Raw genomic sequence first — 15,166 nt, forward strand, 5'->3', positions numbered from 1 at the left:
GAACACGAACATGGCTATCCAGTGGTTTCCCGGTCACATGCACCTGACCAAGAAGGCAATTGCCGAACGCATCAAAGACATCGACGTGGTGATCGAGGTGCTGGACGCGCGCCTGCCCGGCTCCAGCGCCAACCCGCTGCTGGCCGAGCTGACGGGCCACAAGCCCACGCTCAAGGTGCTGAACAAACAAGACGTGGCCGACCCCGAGCGCACCGCGCTGTGGCTGGACTGGTACAACGCCCAAAGCGATACCGCTGCCGTGCCGCTGGACGCCTCCGAGCCCGCGCCCGCGCGCAAGCTCATCGACGGCTGCCACCGCCTGGCGCCCAACCGGGGCGGCATGGCCAAGCCCATGCGCGTGCTCATTTGCGGCGTGCCCAACGTGGGCAAGTCCACGCTCATCAACACGCTGACCAACAAGCGCCATGCCAAGACCGGCGACGAGGCTGGCATCACCAAGCTGGAGCAGCGCATCACGCTGACCGATGACTTTTATCTGTGGGATACGCCCGGCATGCTCTGGCCGCGCATCACCGCACCCGAGAGCGGCTTCAACCTGGCCGCCAGTGGCGCCATTGGCCGCAACGCCTACGACGAAGAGCTGGTGGCGCTGGAGCTGCTGCAACGCCTGCAAACGCACTACGCCCCGCTGCTGGAGGCGCGCTACAAACTGGGCCTGCCCGAAGGCGCCGTGGCCCAGCTGCGCGACGACGAACTGCTCGAAGCCATTGGCCGCAAACGCGGCGCCATGCTGGGCGGTGGTCGCGTCAACCTGCAAAAAACGGCCGAGATCGTGATGACCGACTTTCGCGCCGCCATCCTGGGGCGCATCACGCTGGAGACGCCCGCCGAGTTTGAAGCCTGGCGCGCCGCTGGTGCCTTGCAAGACGCCGAGCGCGAAGCCAAAAAACAGGCCCGGGCGAGCAAGAAAAAGGGCCGCAAAGCGCCCGAAGCGCCGTAACCCGCCGTACCGCAGCCCGCTGCGCCCCTTTGTCTTCTGCTTTTTTGAGGCCAAAAACGACTCCAGCGCTTGCAGGGCAAGCGCTGGAAGCTATCAATTAAAGAGCAAAAAACCAGCTGCCGGGGGCGCGCAGCTGGTAGAGCGCGGGCTTATTTGTTCTTGTCTTTTCCGCGCGGGATGACGGAGGTGACGGGGGGCATGGGCCGGTCAGAGCCACTGCCTTCCCGGGGCGGCGAAGTGTCCTTCTTCGGTTTTTTCGCCATCTTGTTGTTGTGCATCTGTCCTTTGGCCATGTGTTTCTCCGTGCGGGTTTCGGGATGTTTCAATCCACGCCCAAGGGGCGAGTAGGTGAGGCAGCGATGGTATGCGCAAAGCGCACGCTGCGCCGACATAGGGCGACAATGGGCGCCACCATGAAAACCATTCTTCCTTTGCAACTGCTGGTGGCCCCCGATAAAAACGATCCCCGCCCGCTCATTCTTTACCATGGCCGCCGCTGCCCCGACGGCTTTGGCGCCGCGCTGGCAGCCTGGCTGTTTTACGGCGGCCAGGCCGAACTGGTCGGGCTGGACCACGGCGATGTGCAAACCCTGGCCGACCTGCCCGACACCGAGGGCAGGGCCGTCTATATCCTGGATTTTTCGTTCTCTGCCGACATCCTGCGCGGCATCGAGGAGCGCGCTGCCAAACTGGTCATGCTCGACCACCACAAAAGCGCTGCTGAAAAACTCACCGGCTTTGCCTGCCGCTGCGGCGTTGTCCACTTTGACATGAGCAAGTCGGGCGCGCGGCTGGCGTGGGAGTTTTTCCACCCCGAGCAGCCGCTGCCCGCCCTGATTGCCTACATCGAAGACCGCGATATCTGGAAATGGGAGTTCCCTGAGAGCGCAGGCTTTTTGTCAGCCCTGGACATGGAGCCGCAGGACTTTGCCCGTTGGCAGGAGATTGCCGCCTTCAGCCCCGAGCAGCTGGCCACCTTCATGGCGCGCGGCACCGCCATGGACGAGAAATACCGCAAGCTGTGTACCGATTTGGCGGAAAACGCCCAACCGCTGGTCTTCAACGGCGTGGCCGGCCTCATGGTGAATGTGCCCGGCGTGTTTCACAGCCTGGTGGGTGACCTGCTGGCGCGCCAGTCGGGCACTTTTGCGCTGATGTGGAGCACGGGCGCCAAAGGCGTCAAAGTGGGCTTGCGCTCGCGCAGCGAGTTCAATTGCATTCCGCTGGCCGAAAGCATGGGCGGTGGCGGCCACGCGCAGGCTTGCGGCTTCAAGATGGGCACCGAGCGCCTGCCCGAGTTGCTGGGCGGCGTGTTCAACGCCCAGCCACCGGCAGCGGGCTGACGCAGCAGCAGGTGCTTACGCGGTGGCAAACACCTGCGCCACAAACCCCCGGAACCAGGTCAGTGCCGGGGCTTCGGTGCGGCCTTGCAGCGTGATGTAGGCAAAGTGCGCCTGCGCGCGCTGGGCGGGCTGCAAGTCCAGCTGCACCAGCCGCCCGGTCTGTAGCCCTTCGCGGGCTGCGGCCACGATGCCCAGGTACACCGCCAGCGATCGCTCCACCGCTGCGATCAGGCTGGCCACTTCTTCGCCTTGCAGCGTGACCATGCGCTGCGGGTCGGCAGCGCTGCCGTACTGCGCCACCAGCAGGCGTGCCACCTCGTCCGACAGCGGGGTGGACGCCACCGGGTAGCGCAGCACATCGGCAATGCCCACGCAGGGCAGTTGCAGCAGTGGGTGGTCGGCGCGGCAGACAAACCCCGCTGGCTGGTAGCCCAGCGACGTGATGTGCAGGTCGGGGGCCGGCGCCACCCGGTAGGCATCAATCACCAGCGCGTCCAGCTGGCGTGCGCGCAATTGCAGCAGTTGCAGCTCGGTGGAGCCGCGCGTGATCGAGACGCGCAGGTCGGGGTGCTGCCCGGCGGCATGGCACAGCAGCGGCGTGGTCAGCAAGGCGCCGGGGCCTGATCCCAGGCCCACGCGAATCTGGCCGCCGCCGCCTTGCAGCAGCTCGGCGCTGCGCTGGAGTTCCGAAGCCTCCAGCACGATGCGCCGTGCGCGCACCACCACCTCGCAGCCCAGCGGCGTCAGCTCGTTGCGTTTGCCGATGCGGTCGAGCAACTTGCCACCCAATTCTTCTTCCAGGTTCTGGATGCTGCGGCTCAGCGCCGACTGCGTGATAAAGCACTGCTCTGCCGCCCGGCTGAACGAGCCGGTATCGGCCAGCGCCAGCAAATGCTCCAGGTGTTTGATATTCATGCTGACCTATTCGCTCAAAGAATATTTATCAGAAAAATAATGCATTAGACGCATAAAAAACGCCGCCCTACGATGGCGCTTCCAACCCACCACAACGACGAGACAAACATGACCTTTTGCAAACGCCGCTTTCTCCAGCACAGTGCTGCCTGGTTCGCTGGCCTGGGCCTGGCCGCTGGTGCCATGGCGCAGAGTTTTCCTGCCAAGCCCGTCACGTTGATGGTGCCGTACCCGGCGGGCGGCATCTCGGACGTGATTGCCCGCACGGTGAACAACGCGCTCTCCAAGCAGCTGGGCCAGCCCGTGGTGGTAGAAAACCTGGGCGGCGCCAACGGCTCCATCGGCGCGCAGAAGGTACTCAACGCACCAGCTGATGGCCACATGGTTTTCCAGGGCTCGCCCAACGAGCTGATCCTGGCGCCGCTGGCCATTTCGTCCATCAAGTTCAAGAGCGAAGACTTCCGCCTGGTGCAGATGATTGCCACGGCGCAGATTGCGTTTTTGGCGCGCAAAGACATTCCGGCCAACAGCGTCGATGAGTTTCTGGACTACGCGCGCAAGATGGCCAAAGAGGGCAAGCCCGTCACCTACGCCTCGGTGGGGCCTGGCAGCTTCTACCACCTGCTGGGCGAGCATTTGTCCAAAACCACCGGCATTGCCATGACGCATGTGCCCTACAAAGGCGCCGCGCCCGCCAGCCAGGATTTGATTGCCAGCCAGGTCGATATCTTCCTGGGGCCCTACGGCAAGATGTACGAAGGCTTGTACAAGGACGGCAAGATCAAGATCCTGGCCATGCTCAACAAGACGCGCGAAGAAAGCACCAAGCAATACCCCCTGATCACCGAGAGCAAGCAGCTCAAGGACTTTGATTTCAATATCTGGACGGGTTACTTCGTCAAGAAAGACACGCCCGAGCCCATCGTGCAGGTGCTGCACAAGGCCATCACCGACACGCTGAGCGATCCGACCGTCCACGCCGGCCTGGAGGCCAGCAGCCAGCTGACGGCCAAGCCGCTGCCGCTGGCGGCGGTGGGCAAGGCCTATGCCGACGGTACGGCGCAGTTCCGTGCCATTGCCAAGTCCATCGATTTGCAGGCGCAGTAACACCATGCCAGGCTCCCTGTCCCGCAGCCCCGGCACCTTGTCGGCCTTGCACGCCTTGTCGGCGGAGTTCACGGCGCTGCGCCGCGACATCCATCGCCACCCCGAACTGGGCTACCAGGAGTTCCGTACCAGTGAGCTGGTGGCCCAGCGGCTGGCCTCCTGGGGCTACCGCGTCACGCGCGGCCTGGGGGGTACGGGGGTGGTGGGCCAGCTGGTGTGTGGCCAGGGCGGCAAGCGATTGGGCCTGCGCGCCGATATGGATGCGCTGCCCATCCAGGAGGCCACCGGCCTGCCGCACGCCAGCAGCCACGCTGGCCTGATGCACGCCTGCGGGCATGACGGCCATACCGCCATGCTGCTGGCCGCAGCCAAGCACCTGGCCGAGCACGGCCAGTTTGATGGCACGCTCAACCTCATCTTTCAGCCTGCCGAGGAGGGCCTGGGCGGCGCCAAAAAGATGATGGAAGACGGCCTGTTTGAGCAGTTTCCGTGCGACGCCATTTTTGCCATGCACAACATGCCGGGTTTTCCGCGCGGCCAGTTGCTGCTGCGCGAGGGCGCCACCATGGCCTCCAGCGAGAACATCACCATCACGCTGCAAGGCCAGGGCGGCCATGGCGCTATGCCGCACGTGGCCATCGACCCGGTGGTGGCCGGTGCGGCCATCGTGATGGGCTTGCAGACCATCGTGGCGCGCAATGTGCCGCCGCTGCACATGGCGGTGATCACCGTCGGCGCTTTCCAGGCGGGCGAGGCCAACAACGTGATTCCGCAAACGGCCACGCTGAAACTGAGCGTGCGCTCGCTAGACCGCGCGGTGCGCCAGCTGCTCAACCGCCGCATCCGCGAGCTGGTCGAGGCGCAGGCGCACAGCTACGGCTGCCAGGCCACGGTGGATTTTCAGGGGGGCTACCCGGTGCTGGTCAACACCCAGCCCGAGACCGAGTTTGCGCGCCAGGTAGCGCTGGAGCTGCTGGGGGCCGACCAGGTGGTGCTGCAAACGGCCCCCCTGACCGGCAGCGAGGACTTTGCCTTCATGCTGGAGCAGGTGCCGGGCAGCTATCTGTTCATTGGCAACGGCGACGCGGCCAGCGGCGGCCACGGCGCCTGCATGGTGCACAACCCGAACTACGATTTTGACGACGGCAACATCGCCATCGGCAGCGCCTACTGGGTGCGGTTGACCGAGCGGTTTTTGTCGGCCTGAATCGTGCCGGGGCGTCCGGGCAGAGCGGTGCGGCGGGTCAGCTGCCCAGGTAGTGCCAGGCCCATTGCTGTTGCAGGCGCAGCCAATCGGCGGCATCAGGCACGTGGGCTTGCAGGGCGTTCCAGTCGCAGGCCAGCTCCAGCGGTGCGCCGGTGGCGGGGTGGGGCACGGTCAGCGATTGCGCGTGCAGCCACAGCCGTGTCTGCCCCAGTTGCTCTGCCCACCAGCGGTTGAGCGGGCCTTTGCCGTGGGTAGCGTCGCCCAAAATGGGGTGGGCCAGGTGCTTGAGGTGGCGCCGGATCTGGTGGCGCCGCCCGGTCGTGGGCACGGCTTCGACCAGCGAGGCGCGCGTGGTGGGGTGGCGCGCATCAAAGCACGCGTTCAACTCCAGGCGCGCCAGGCAGCGAAAGCGGGTGTGGGCGTCTTGCACCGGCGCATCCGGGGGCGCATCGTCGGGGCGCAGAGGGTGGTGGACGTCGGCGTGTTCCGGCAACCAGCCGCGCACCAGGGCGATGTAGCGTTTGTGCGTGCGCTGCTGCTCAAAGGCCAGGCCCAGGGCGCGGGCGGCATCGCTGTGCAGCGCCATCACGAGCACGCCGCAGGTGCCTTTGTCGAGCCGGTGTACCGGGTACACGCGCTGGCCCAGCTGGTCGCGCAGGGTTTGCAGCACGAAGCGGGTTTCGCCCGCGTCCAGCCCGGTGCGGTGTACCAGCCAGCCTGCGGGCTTGTATACCGCCACCAGATGTTCATCGCGCCACAGGATGTGCAGCGGGCCGGGGATGCTGGCATCGGTACCGGCACGGTCGTGCGCCTGCGGTGCCGGGCTGGTGGGCGGCAGGGGCGGTGGTGGCAGGTTGCTCATCGTGCGCTGGCGTGTGGCATCAGCGGCGCTGGTAGCGGCGGCGGTAGTCCCACGGCGCCAGCGGGCGCGCTTGCGACCACAGCCCGACTTTGCTGGCCCGGGCCTCGCGTTGCAGGGGCACCAGTTGCGGGTGCTGCTTGGCGTAGGGCGTGTACACCCAGGCCAGGCCTGCACGCACCTGGGCCGTGGCCACGTCGGTGTTGCCGCAGCGCACGCTGGCCACGGTGCGGCCATATCTGTCGGTTTCGTGCGGCTGTATGGTGGCCGTGCGCCCGGCGCACAGCTTGAGCAGGTTGAGCCGCGCACGGCTGCCAAAGGCTTGTCGGCTTTCGGGGGCGTCGATGGCGGCAATGCGCACTTTGACGGGTTGGGCGTAGGCGCCACGCTGGTTGCAGCGGGCGGTAAGGGTGTCGCCATCGCTCACGGCGACGACCAGGCACAGCATGACGGCAAGGGACACGGGAGACAAAAAGACAGCAAGCAAAACGGGCCAGGGCCGCAGGCGGTGCCGTATGGCCACCGCCCAGCGCCGTGGGCGGGGGGCGAACTATAGCGTTTGCCCGCGTACTTGGCAGCGCGTGTGCCGATTGCCTTATTTTTAGGCGCTGCGTCAAAACCCAATGCTGGCGCGGCTTTGCGCGCTTGTCCACGAAGTTATCCACAGATTGGCCCACAGTGTCTGGGTACAAATAGGCGGCGGTTGTGGGCCCTGCCGGGGTGCCTGGATGCGGGTGGCTTGTGGCCGGTGTGGGGTAGGTGGGGCTGGTGGGGGCGGTCAATTTTTAGTCAAAACTGGCTCAAAGCCTTACGCACTGGGCGCGAGCAGCTATCAAAATAGTCAATTCAAAGGCCGGACGGGGCGCAGTGGCGGCATGGCAGCGGCGCTTTGCCTGTTTTTTGGGCGGTGCTGGCAAACCCAGTGCTGGTGCGGGTTTGGCGCACTTGTCCGGGTAGTTGTCCACAGCTTGGCGCACAGCTGCGGGGGACAAGCTGGGGGCCGGGGGCTGCGCACAGGTGGGCATCGCCGACAATGCCCCGTTGCGGCGCTGCGCCCTTCCTCTTTTTTGCTGCCTTGTTGTTGAAAGCCGTATTCCTGTGATCAAGGGCCTTGTGGCGTCCGTGCTGGCGTCGTTGTTGTTTGGCGCGATTTATTACCTGTCGCCGTTTTTGGCGCCGCTCGACGGAGAGCAGATTTTTGGCTGGCGCGTGCTCCTGACACTGCCCTTTACGACGGCGCTGCTGCTGTGGTGGGGTGAGGGCGCGCAGGTGCGGCTGCTGGCCATTCGGGTGTGCCAGCGCCCGGTGCTGGCACTGGGCCTGTGCCTGAGTGCAGCGCTGCTGGGTGTGCAGCTGTGGCTGTTCATGTGGGCGCCGCTGCAAGGGCGGGCGCTGCCGGTGTCGCTGGGCTACTTTTTGCTGCCGCTGGCACTGGTGCTGGTGGGGCGGCTGTTTTACCGCGAGCAGCTGGGCCGGGCCCAGCTGCTGGCCAGCGCCCTGGCCGGTGCCGGTGTGGCGCACGAACTGCTGCGCGTGGGCGGCGTTTCCTGGGAGACGGCGTTGGTGGCGCTGGGCTATCCGGCGTATTTCATGCTACGGCGTTTTTTGCGCACCGAAGGGCTGGCAGGCCACTGGCTGGACATGCTGCTGCTGGCCCCGGCGGCGCTGTGGTTTACCCTGCGGGCGCCGACGAGCTGGCCGCTGGTGGCGGACACCCCCGCGCTGCCACTGTTGCTGCCCGCGCTGGGGCTGGTCAGCGCGGTGGCGCTGGCGCTGTACATGGCCGCCAGCCGCTGGCTGCCCATGGGGCTGTTTGGCCTGCTCTCGTATGTCGAGCCGGTGCTGCTGGTGCTGGTGGCGCTGCTGCTGGGCGAGTCGCTGGCGCCGGGGCAGTGGCCCACATATGCCTTCGTGTTTGCCGCTGTGGGCGTGCTGGTGCTCGAAGGCGTGTGGCGCCTGTGGCACACACCCCAGGCGCTGGCCAAGACCGCACCGTGATACGGCGCTGAGTGCGCAAACATGTTCCGGGCGGGGCCATGTACTGGTTTTTTTCAATCACTCACCAAAGGAAGAAACATGGATCAACCCATCCGAATCGCTATCGCTGGCCACGGCAACCTGGGCCGAGGTGTGGAGGCCGCCTTGGCCAAAAACCCCGATATGCAGCTGGTGGGCCTCTACACCCGCCGCGCGCCTGAGCGCATCACACCGCTGCAAGCGGGAACCCCGGTGTACGCCATGGGCGCCCTGCACGGGCACACCGACCAGATCGACGTGCTGATTCTGTGCGGCGGCTCCAAGACCGACCTGCCCCAGCAAGGCCCCGCGTTGGCAGCGCTGTTCAACACGGTGGACAGCTTTGACACGCACGCGTGCATCCCTGAATACTTTGCTGCCGTGGACGCGCCCGCCCGTGCCCACGGCAAAACCGCGCTGATTTCTGCGGGCTGGGACCCGGGCATGTTCTCGGTGCAGCGCGTCATGGGCGAGGCGCTGTTGCCCGATGGCGCCACCTACACCTTCTGGGGCAAGGGCCTGAGCCAGGGGCATTCCGACGCCATCCGCCGCATCTCGGGCGTGGCGGCGGGCGTGCAATACACCATCCCTGTGCCCGAAGCGGTGGAGCAGGTGCGCAGCGGCACCCGCCCGGTGCTGAGCACGCGCCAGAAGCACCGGCGCGAATGCTTTGTGGTGCTGCAAACCGGCGCAGACCCCGGCACCGTGCGCCGCGCCATCGTCACCATGCCGCACTACTTTGATGAATACGACACGCAGGTTCACTTCATCACCCACGAGGAACTGCGCCGCGACCACAGCGCCATGCCACACGGCGGCTTTGTCATTCGCAGCGGCAACACCACGCCCGAAAACGGCCAGGTGATCGAGTACGGCCTCACGCTGGACAGCAACCCCGAGTTCACCGCCAGCGTGCTGGTGGCCTATGCCCGTGCGGTGTACCGCCTGCACCAGCAGGGGCAGTACGGCGCCAAAACGGTGCTGGACGTGGCGCCGGGCTTGCTGTCGCCGCACAGCCCCGAGCATTTGCGCGCGCATGCGTTGTGATCACTTTTGAGTGCCGAATAGGTTTCTAGCGCTTGCTGGGTAAGCGCTAGTAGCTATCATTTTTGAAGAAATCACCAGCCACTTTCCATGGCTGGCAAAAAAATCCAGGTTCCTATATGAATTTCATATAGGAGGCGGTTACACTGCGCCTCCTATATGAATTCCACACTGCGCATTCCGCTCAATGCTTCGCCTGAACAGGTGCAGCGCCTGCAGGCTTTGCAGCAGGGCTTTGCGCAGGTGTGCAACGCACTGGCGCCGCTGGTGCAGCAAACGCGCATCTGGAACCGGGTGGCGCTGCACCACCTGGCCTACCGGCAGTTGCGTGAGCAGTTTCCCGAGATGGGCTCGCAGATGGTGTGCAACGCGATTTACTCCGTCTCGCGCACCTGCCGGCTGGTGTTTCAGCACCCGGCCAGCCCCTTTCACCTGACGCGCCTGGGCGACAAGCCGCTGCCGCGGCTGCGCTTTGCACCCAGCTGCCCCGTGTACTTTGACCGGCACACCCTGAGCCTCAAGGGCGGGCAGTTGTCCATGTTCACGTTGGACGGGCGCATGCGCTTTCAGCTGGCGTTGCGCCCCGAAGACGAGGCGGCGTTCCATGCCAGCAAACTGCGCGAGATCGTGCTGGCCCGCAGCCCTGATGGCGTGTACGTGCTGTCGTTCTTTTTGGTCGATCCCGATGAGCCCGCCGTGGCCAGCAGCCCTGCCTTGCCCGACGGTGGCGAAATTCCCGAGTATGTGATGGTTGAAGAAGTGGCATGAACCCCAATAAACCCCCGTCTGAACTGCGCGCGGCCCTGGCCGATTTGCGCCCTTATTTTGTCCGCGCTGGCTGGTTCAGTGTGCTGGCCAGCTTGCTGGTGCTGGCCCCTTCGGGCTACATGCTGGAGGTATATAGCCGCGTGGTTACCAGCCGCAACCACCTGACGCTGGTCATGCTCACCTTGCTGGTGCTGGGCGTGTATGTGCTGATGGAGGTGTTGGAGTGGGCGCGTGGCGAGCTGATGCGCGCCGCGGGCCTGGCGCTGGATGCGCGCCTGTCAGGGCGCATTTTTCAGGCGATTTTTGAGGCCAACCTGCGCCGCATTTCCGGTGGCACCCAGCAGCCGCTGAACGATTTTCGGCAGGTGCGCGATTTTCTGTCCTCGCCTGCGCTGCTGGCCATGATGGAGGCGCCAGTGGCACTGGTCTTCATGGTGCTGCTGTTTTTGATCAGTCCGGTGCTGGGCTGGGTGTCGCTGGCGTTTGCCGTGGTGCTGACGGTGGTGGGCTGGTTCAACGAGCGCAGCACCAAGCCCACGCTGATGGAGGCCAACCGCAGCGCCATCGCTGCCCAGCAGTATGCCGATGGCTCGCTGCGCAACGCACAGGTGATCGAGTCCATGGGCATGTTGCGCGATATTCATGCCCGCTGGATGGATAAGCAGCGTGAGTTCCTGAACCTGCAGGCCAAGGCCTCTGAGGCTGCCGGTGGCTACCAGGCGGTGTCCAAATTGTTGCAAACCGTCCTCAGCTCGCTGCTGCTGGGGTTGGGCTGCTGGTTGCTGTTGCACAACAGCCTCAATGGCGGCGACGGGATGATGATCATTGCTTCGGTGCTGGGTGGGCGCGTGCTGGCGCCGCTGGTGCAGGTGGTGGCCCAGTGGCAGGCCGTGGTCAATGTGCGCGACGCTTGGACGCGCCTCGATAACCTGCTGACCGCCGTGCCCCCGCGCCCCGAGAACATGGCTTTGCCCGCACCGCGCGGCGCTGTGCAGGTCGAGCAACTGGTAGCCGGTGCGCCCGGCACACAGGCTGGCAACATCCTCAAAGGCGTAGCGTTTGCGCTGGCCCCGGGTGAGGTGCTGGCGGTGGTCGGGCCCTCGGCCTCGGGCAAGACGACGCTGGCGCGTCTGCTGACCGGGCTGTGGCCTGCAGCCATGGGCAAGGTGCGTCTGGATGGCGTGGATGTGTTCACCTGGGACAAAGCCGAGCTGGGCCCCTGCGTGGGCTATCTGCCCCAGGGCGTGGAGCTGTTCGAGGGCTCGGTGGCTGAGAACATCGCCCGCTTTGGCCAGGTGGATCACACCCAGGTCGAGGCCGCAGCCCGCGCCGTGGGCCTGCATGAATTCATTCTGACCCTTCCCCAGGGTTACGACAGCCCGGTGGGCGATGGCGGCGCGCGCCTGTCAGGTGGCCAGCGCCAGCGCATCGGCTTGGCACGGGCTATTTACGGCAACCCGGTGTTTGTCGTGCTCGACGAGCCCAACTCCAGCTTGGACGAAGAGGGCGACGCAGCCCTGGCCCGCACCATCGCCACCCTGAAGGCGCGTGGCACCACCTTTGTGGTGATGACGCACCGCACCAGCGTGCTGGCCGTGGCCGACAAGATGCTGGTGCTGCGCGATGGGCAAATGCAGGCTTTTGGACCGCGCGACGAGGTGCTGGCTGCGCTGCAGCAGGCCGCCCAGCCGCAACAACGGCCCCAGGCTGCACCCACAGCGGCTACGCGCATCGCCGGTGTCGCCTGAGTCACGCCAGAAACCAAGACCATGAAAAAATTTGCCTTCTTTGACCGCAGCGAACTGACGCAGGTGCTGTGGAGTTTTCGCCGCGAATTCCTGATGGTGGGCTTGTTCAGCATGGTGGCCAACGTGCTGATGCTCTCGCCCACGTTGTACATGTTGCAGGTTTATGACCGCGTCATGCTCAGCCGCAGCGAGCTGACGCTGCTGGCGGTGTCGCTGATCACTTTGTTTTTGTTTGGCGTGATGGCCTTTGCCGAGTGGATGCGCTCGCGGGTGCTGGTGCGCACGGGCGTGCGGCTGGATGCGGTGCTGGGCACGCGGGTGTTCAATGCCAGCTTTGAGTCGTACCTGAGCCAGTCCGGCACCGGCCCGGCGCGCGCCTTTGGCGATTTGATCCAGATTCGCCAGTTCATCACTGGCAACGGCATATTTGCCTTTTTTGATGCGCCTTGGGCACCGGTGTATCTGGCGGTGTTGTTTTTTCTGCACCCTTTGCTAGGGTGGCTGGCGATTGGTTTTGCCTTGGTGCAAATGGCGCTGGCCTGGCTGGGCCACAGCCGCACCGTAGCGCCCGCTGAAGCGGCATCCAAGGCCAGCAGCGAATCGGGTTCCTACCTGCAAAGCAAGCTGCGCAACGCGGAAACGCTCGAATCCATGGGCATGGTGAGCAACCTGCGTCCGCACTGGGCGCAGCGCCACCAGCAGACGCTGCAATTGCAGTCGGCGGCGCAGGCCATCACGGGGCGCATCACAGCGTTGAGCAAGTTCATCCGTTACTCGCAGCAATCGCTGGCGCTGGGTGCCGGGGCCTTGCTGGTGATTGACGGTCAGCTCTCGCCCGGGGGCATGATTGCCGCCAACGTGTTGATGACGCGCGCGCTCTCGCCGATCGACATGTTGGTGGGTACTTGGCGCGGGTTTATCAGCGCCCGTTCGGCTTTCGAGCGACTCGAAGCCTTGCTGCGCGACTACCCCGAGCGCGATCCAGCCCTCTCGCGCGTGGCTCCCCAAGGCGCACTGACGTTGCGCGATGTGGTAGCCACCGCGCCGGGCCGCAAAACCCCCATCCTCAAGGGGGTGAGCACGGCAGTGCAGGCGGGCACCGTCACGGTGGTGCTTGGCCCTTCGGGTTCGGGCAAGTCCACACTGGCGCGCTGCATGGTGGGCATCTGGCCGGATGTCTCGGGCGAGGTGCTGCTGGACGGCCTGCCCATCAACGGCTGGGACCGCACCGAGCTGGGCCCCCACCTGGGCTACTTGCCCCAAGACATCGAGCTGTTCGAGGGCACGATTGCCGAGAACATCGCCCGTTTTGGCGAGGTGGTGTCCGACAAGGTGATTGCCGCCGCGCGCAGCGCCGGGCTGCACGAAATGATTTTGCGTTTCCCCAAAGGCTACGACACCCCGATTGGCGAAGCCGGCGGCCTGCTCTCAGGCGGGCAGCGCCAGCGCATCGGGCTGGCGCGGGCGGTGTATGGCGACCCGGTACTGGTCGTGCTCGATGAGCCCAATGCCAACCTGGACGACGTGGGCGAAGCCGCCCTGGTGCGTGCCGTGCAGGAGCTCAAGGCCCAGGGGCGCACGGTGTTTCTGATTACCCACCGGCCCGGCATTCTGGCCGTGGCCGACCGCCTGCTCATTCTGCGCGATGGCCAGGTGCAGGCCGATGGCCCGCGCGACCAGGTGCTGGCGGCACTGCGCGCTGCACAGGCTGCGCAAGCGCAAGGCGGCTCGGGCGCTGGTACTGCAGTGGCGCCCCAGCCAGTCTGATCGCTGCGCCGGTTTTCTGCTTTTATGACATCCAACTTTGTCGAGTTCTGACATGGGTACACCACTTTTGAGTTCTTCTTCTGCCGGCAAAAGCCTTGCTGGTGCGGTTGCCGACGTGCCTGGCGCTGGTGCAGCGCCTGCCCCGGCTACAGATGCCCGGCGCGTGGGCCGCGCGGGCCTGTGGGCGCTGGCCATCGGGTTTGGCGGATTTTTGCTGTGGGCCGGGCTGGCGCCCCTGGACGAGGGCGTGCCAGGCCAGGGCCTCGTGGCCATCGACACCAAGCGCAAGGCGGTGCAGCACCTGAGCGGCGGCATCGTCAAGGAAGTGCTGGTGCGCGAGGGCGATGTGGTCAAAGAGGGCCAGCTGCTGGTGCGCCTGGATGAAGCCGTGGCGCGCGCCAACCACGAATCTTCGCGCCAGCGCTACCTGGGCTTGCGCGCCATGCAAGCGCGTCTGGAGGCCGAGCAACTGGGCCGTGCCAGTGTGCGCTTCCATGCCGATCTGGAGGCGGCTGCGTCCGATCCGCTGATCCGTCAGCAAATGCTCAACCAGGAGCAATTGTTCATGACCCGGCGCAACCTGCTGCGCTCGGATTTGCAATCGATTGAAGAAAACATCCAGGGCCAGCAAGGGCTGCTGACTGCCTACGCCAGCATGTTGACCCACCGGCGCAGCCAGCTGGCCTTGATCAACGAGGAGCTGGGCAATTTGCGCGGGCTGGTCAAAGAGGGTTATGCACCGCGCAACCGCCAGCTGGAGATGGAGCGCATGGTGGCTGACTCCAGCTCTGCGATCGCCGATTTGCAGGGCAATACCGTGCGTGCCCAGCGCGCCATTGGCGAGCTGCGCCAGCGTGCCATGTCGCGCCAGCAGGACTTCCGCCGTGAGGTGGAGACGCAGCTGGCCGATGTCAGCCGCGAGGTGTTGTCTGAGGAACAAAAGTTCAAGGCCGTGACCAACGACCTTGAGCGTACCGAGATCAAGGCGCCAGCAGCGGGTCAGGTGGTGAGTCTGGCAGTGCAGACCGTGGGTGGCGTGGTGCAACCGGGGCAGAAGCTCATGGACATCGTCCCTGGTGATGAGCCCTTGCTGCTCGAAGCCCATGTGGCGCCGCACCTGATCGACAGGGTGCATGCACAGCTGCCGGTGGATGTGCGCTTTTCTTCGTTTGCGCATTCGCCGCAGTTGGTGGTGCAGGGGCAGGTGGTGTCGGTATCGGCTGATTTGCTCACTGAACCGCAGACTGGCGTGACCTATTACCTGGCACGCGTGCAGGTAACCCCCGAGGGCATGAAGACACTGGGCAAGCGCCAGTTGCAGCCAGGTATGCCGGTGGAGGTGGTATTTAAGACCGGCGAACGTTCCATGCTGACGTATTTGCTGCACCCGTTGCTCAAGCGCGTGTCTGCCTCCATGAAAGAGGAGTGAGC

Annotated in this window: 14 protein-coding genes; 10 read left to right on the plus strand and 4 right to left on the minus strand. The window is 65.2% G+C overall.

Translation table 11 applies throughout. The features are described 5' to 3' along the window. Positions 1–10 precede the first annotated feature (10 nt). Positions 11–961 (plus strand): ribosome biogenesis GTPase YlqF, encoded by a 951-nt coding sequence (gene ylqF / locus EV674_RS01920; RefSeq protein WP_119011850.1) that lies wholly within the window; start codon positions 11–13, stop codon positions 959–961. Between the two features lie 149 nt (positions 962–1,110). Here the strand turns inward: ylqF and EV674_RS17325 are convergent, their stop codons facing one another. Next, the gene (locus EV674_RS17325) at positions 1,111–1,254 is read right to left on the minus strand and encodes a hypothetical protein (protein WP_165887059.1); all 144 of its coding nucleotides are present in this window, start codon (positions 1,252–1,254) and stop codon (positions 1,111–1,113) included. Between the two features lie 120 nt (positions 1,255–1,374). Here EV674_RS17325 and EV674_RS01925 point away from each other — a divergent pair, with 120 nt between their 5' ends. Beyond that, a complete protein-coding gene (locus EV674_RS01925; protein WP_119011910.1) occupies positions 1,375–2,304 on the plus strand; it encodes a DHH family phosphoesterase in 930 nt (309 codons plus the stop codon). Between the two features lie 15 nt (positions 2,305–2,319). Here EV674_RS01925 and EV674_RS01930 read toward each other — a convergent pair whose 3' ends face one another. After that, positions 2,320–3,219 carry a LysR family transcriptional regulator gene (locus tag EV674_RS01930; protein WP_119011851.1) on the minus strand — a complete coding sequence of 300 codons (900 nt, stop codon included), beginning with the start codon at positions 3,217–3,219 and terminating at the stop codon, positions 2,320–2,322. A gap of 108 nt (positions 3,220–3,327) precedes the next feature. On the opposite strand from EV674_RS01930, the gene EV674_RS01935 reads away from it, so the two are divergent. Then, positions 3,328–4,326, plus strand: a complete 999-nt coding sequence (locus EV674_RS01935) for a Bug family tripartite tricarboxylate transporter substrate binding protein (RefSeq protein WP_119011852.1) — start codon at positions 3,328–3,330, stop codon at positions 4,324–4,326. Positions 4,327–4,330: 4 nt separating this feature from the next. After that, the gene (locus tag EV674_RS01940; protein ID WP_119011853.1) at positions 4,331–5,533 is read left to right on the plus strand and encodes a M20 aminoacylase family protein; all 1,203 of its coding nucleotides are present in this window, start codon (positions 4,331–4,333) and stop codon (positions 5,531–5,533) included. Positions 5,534–5,570: 37 nt separating this feature from the next. On the opposite strand, the gene EV674_RS01945 is transcribed toward EV674_RS01940, so the two are convergent. Together EV674_RS01945 and EV674_RS01950 are read right to left on the minus strand one after the other, a co-directional pair. Continuing rightward, positions 5,571–6,395 (minus strand): pseudouridine synthase, encoded by an 825-nt coding sequence (locus EV674_RS01945; RefSeq protein ID WP_119011854.1) that lies wholly within the window; start codon positions 6,393–6,395, stop codon positions 5,571–5,573. Positions 6,396–6,414: 19 nt separating this feature from the next. After that, positions 6,415–6,840 carry a thermonuclease family protein gene (locus EV674_RS01950; RefSeq protein ID WP_119011855.1) on the minus strand — a complete coding sequence of 142 codons (426 nt, stop codon included), beginning with the start codon at positions 6,838–6,840 and terminating at the stop codon, positions 6,415–6,417. 650 nt (positions 6,841–7,490) lie between these two features. Here EV674_RS01950 and rarD point away from each other — a divergent pair. The 6 genes from rarD to EV674_RS01980 all read left to right on the plus strand — a co-directional run bounded on the left by rarD (position 7,491) and on the right by EV674_RS01980 (position 15,164). After that, entirely contained in the window at positions 7,491–8,390 is a 900-nt protein-coding gene (rarD, locus tag EV674_RS01955) for an EamA family transporter RarD (RefSeq protein ID WP_119011856.1), read from the plus strand. 78 nt (positions 8,391–8,468) lie between these two features. After that, positions 8,469–9,455 carry a diaminopimelate dehydrogenase gene (locus EV674_RS01960; protein WP_119011857.1) on the plus strand — a complete coding sequence of 329 codons (987 nt, stop codon included), beginning with the start codon at positions 8,469–8,471 and terminating at the stop codon, positions 9,453–9,455. A gap of 156 nt (positions 9,456–9,611) precedes the next feature. After that, positions 9,612–10,220 carry a hypothetical protein gene (locus tag EV674_RS01965; protein ID WP_119011858.1) on the plus strand — a complete coding sequence of 203 codons (609 nt, stop codon included), beginning with the start codon at positions 9,612–9,614 and terminating at the stop codon, positions 10,218–10,220. Further along, positions 10,217–11,968, plus strand: coding sequence for a type I secretion system permease/ATPase (locus EV674_RS01970; protein WP_119011859.1), 1,752 nt, complete (start codon positions 10,217–10,219; stop codon positions 11,966–11,968). Before EV674_RS01965 ends, EV674_RS01970 begins: the two co-directional genes overlap by 4 nt. A gap of 21 nt (positions 11,969–11,989) precedes the next feature. Then, positions 11,990–13,735: a type I secretion system permease/ATPase gene (locus EV674_RS01975; RefSeq protein WP_119011860.1), complete on the plus strand. Its 1,746-nt coding sequence runs from the start codon at positions 11,990–11,992 to the stop codon at positions 13,733–13,735. Between the two features lie 52 nt (positions 13,736–13,787). Beyond that, positions 13,788–15,164 carry an HlyD family type I secretion periplasmic adaptor subunit gene (locus EV674_RS01980; RefSeq protein WP_119011861.1) on the plus strand — a complete coding sequence of 459 codons (1,377 nt, stop codon included), beginning with the start codon at positions 13,788–13,790 and terminating at the stop codon, positions 15,162–15,164. Positions 15,165–15,166 lie beyond the last annotated feature (2 nt).

The organism is Simplicispira metamorpha (genome assembly GCF_004341365.1).
GTDB lineage: Bacteria > Pseudomonadota > Gammaproteobacteria > Burkholderiales > Burkholderiaceae_C > Simplicispira > Simplicispira metamorpha.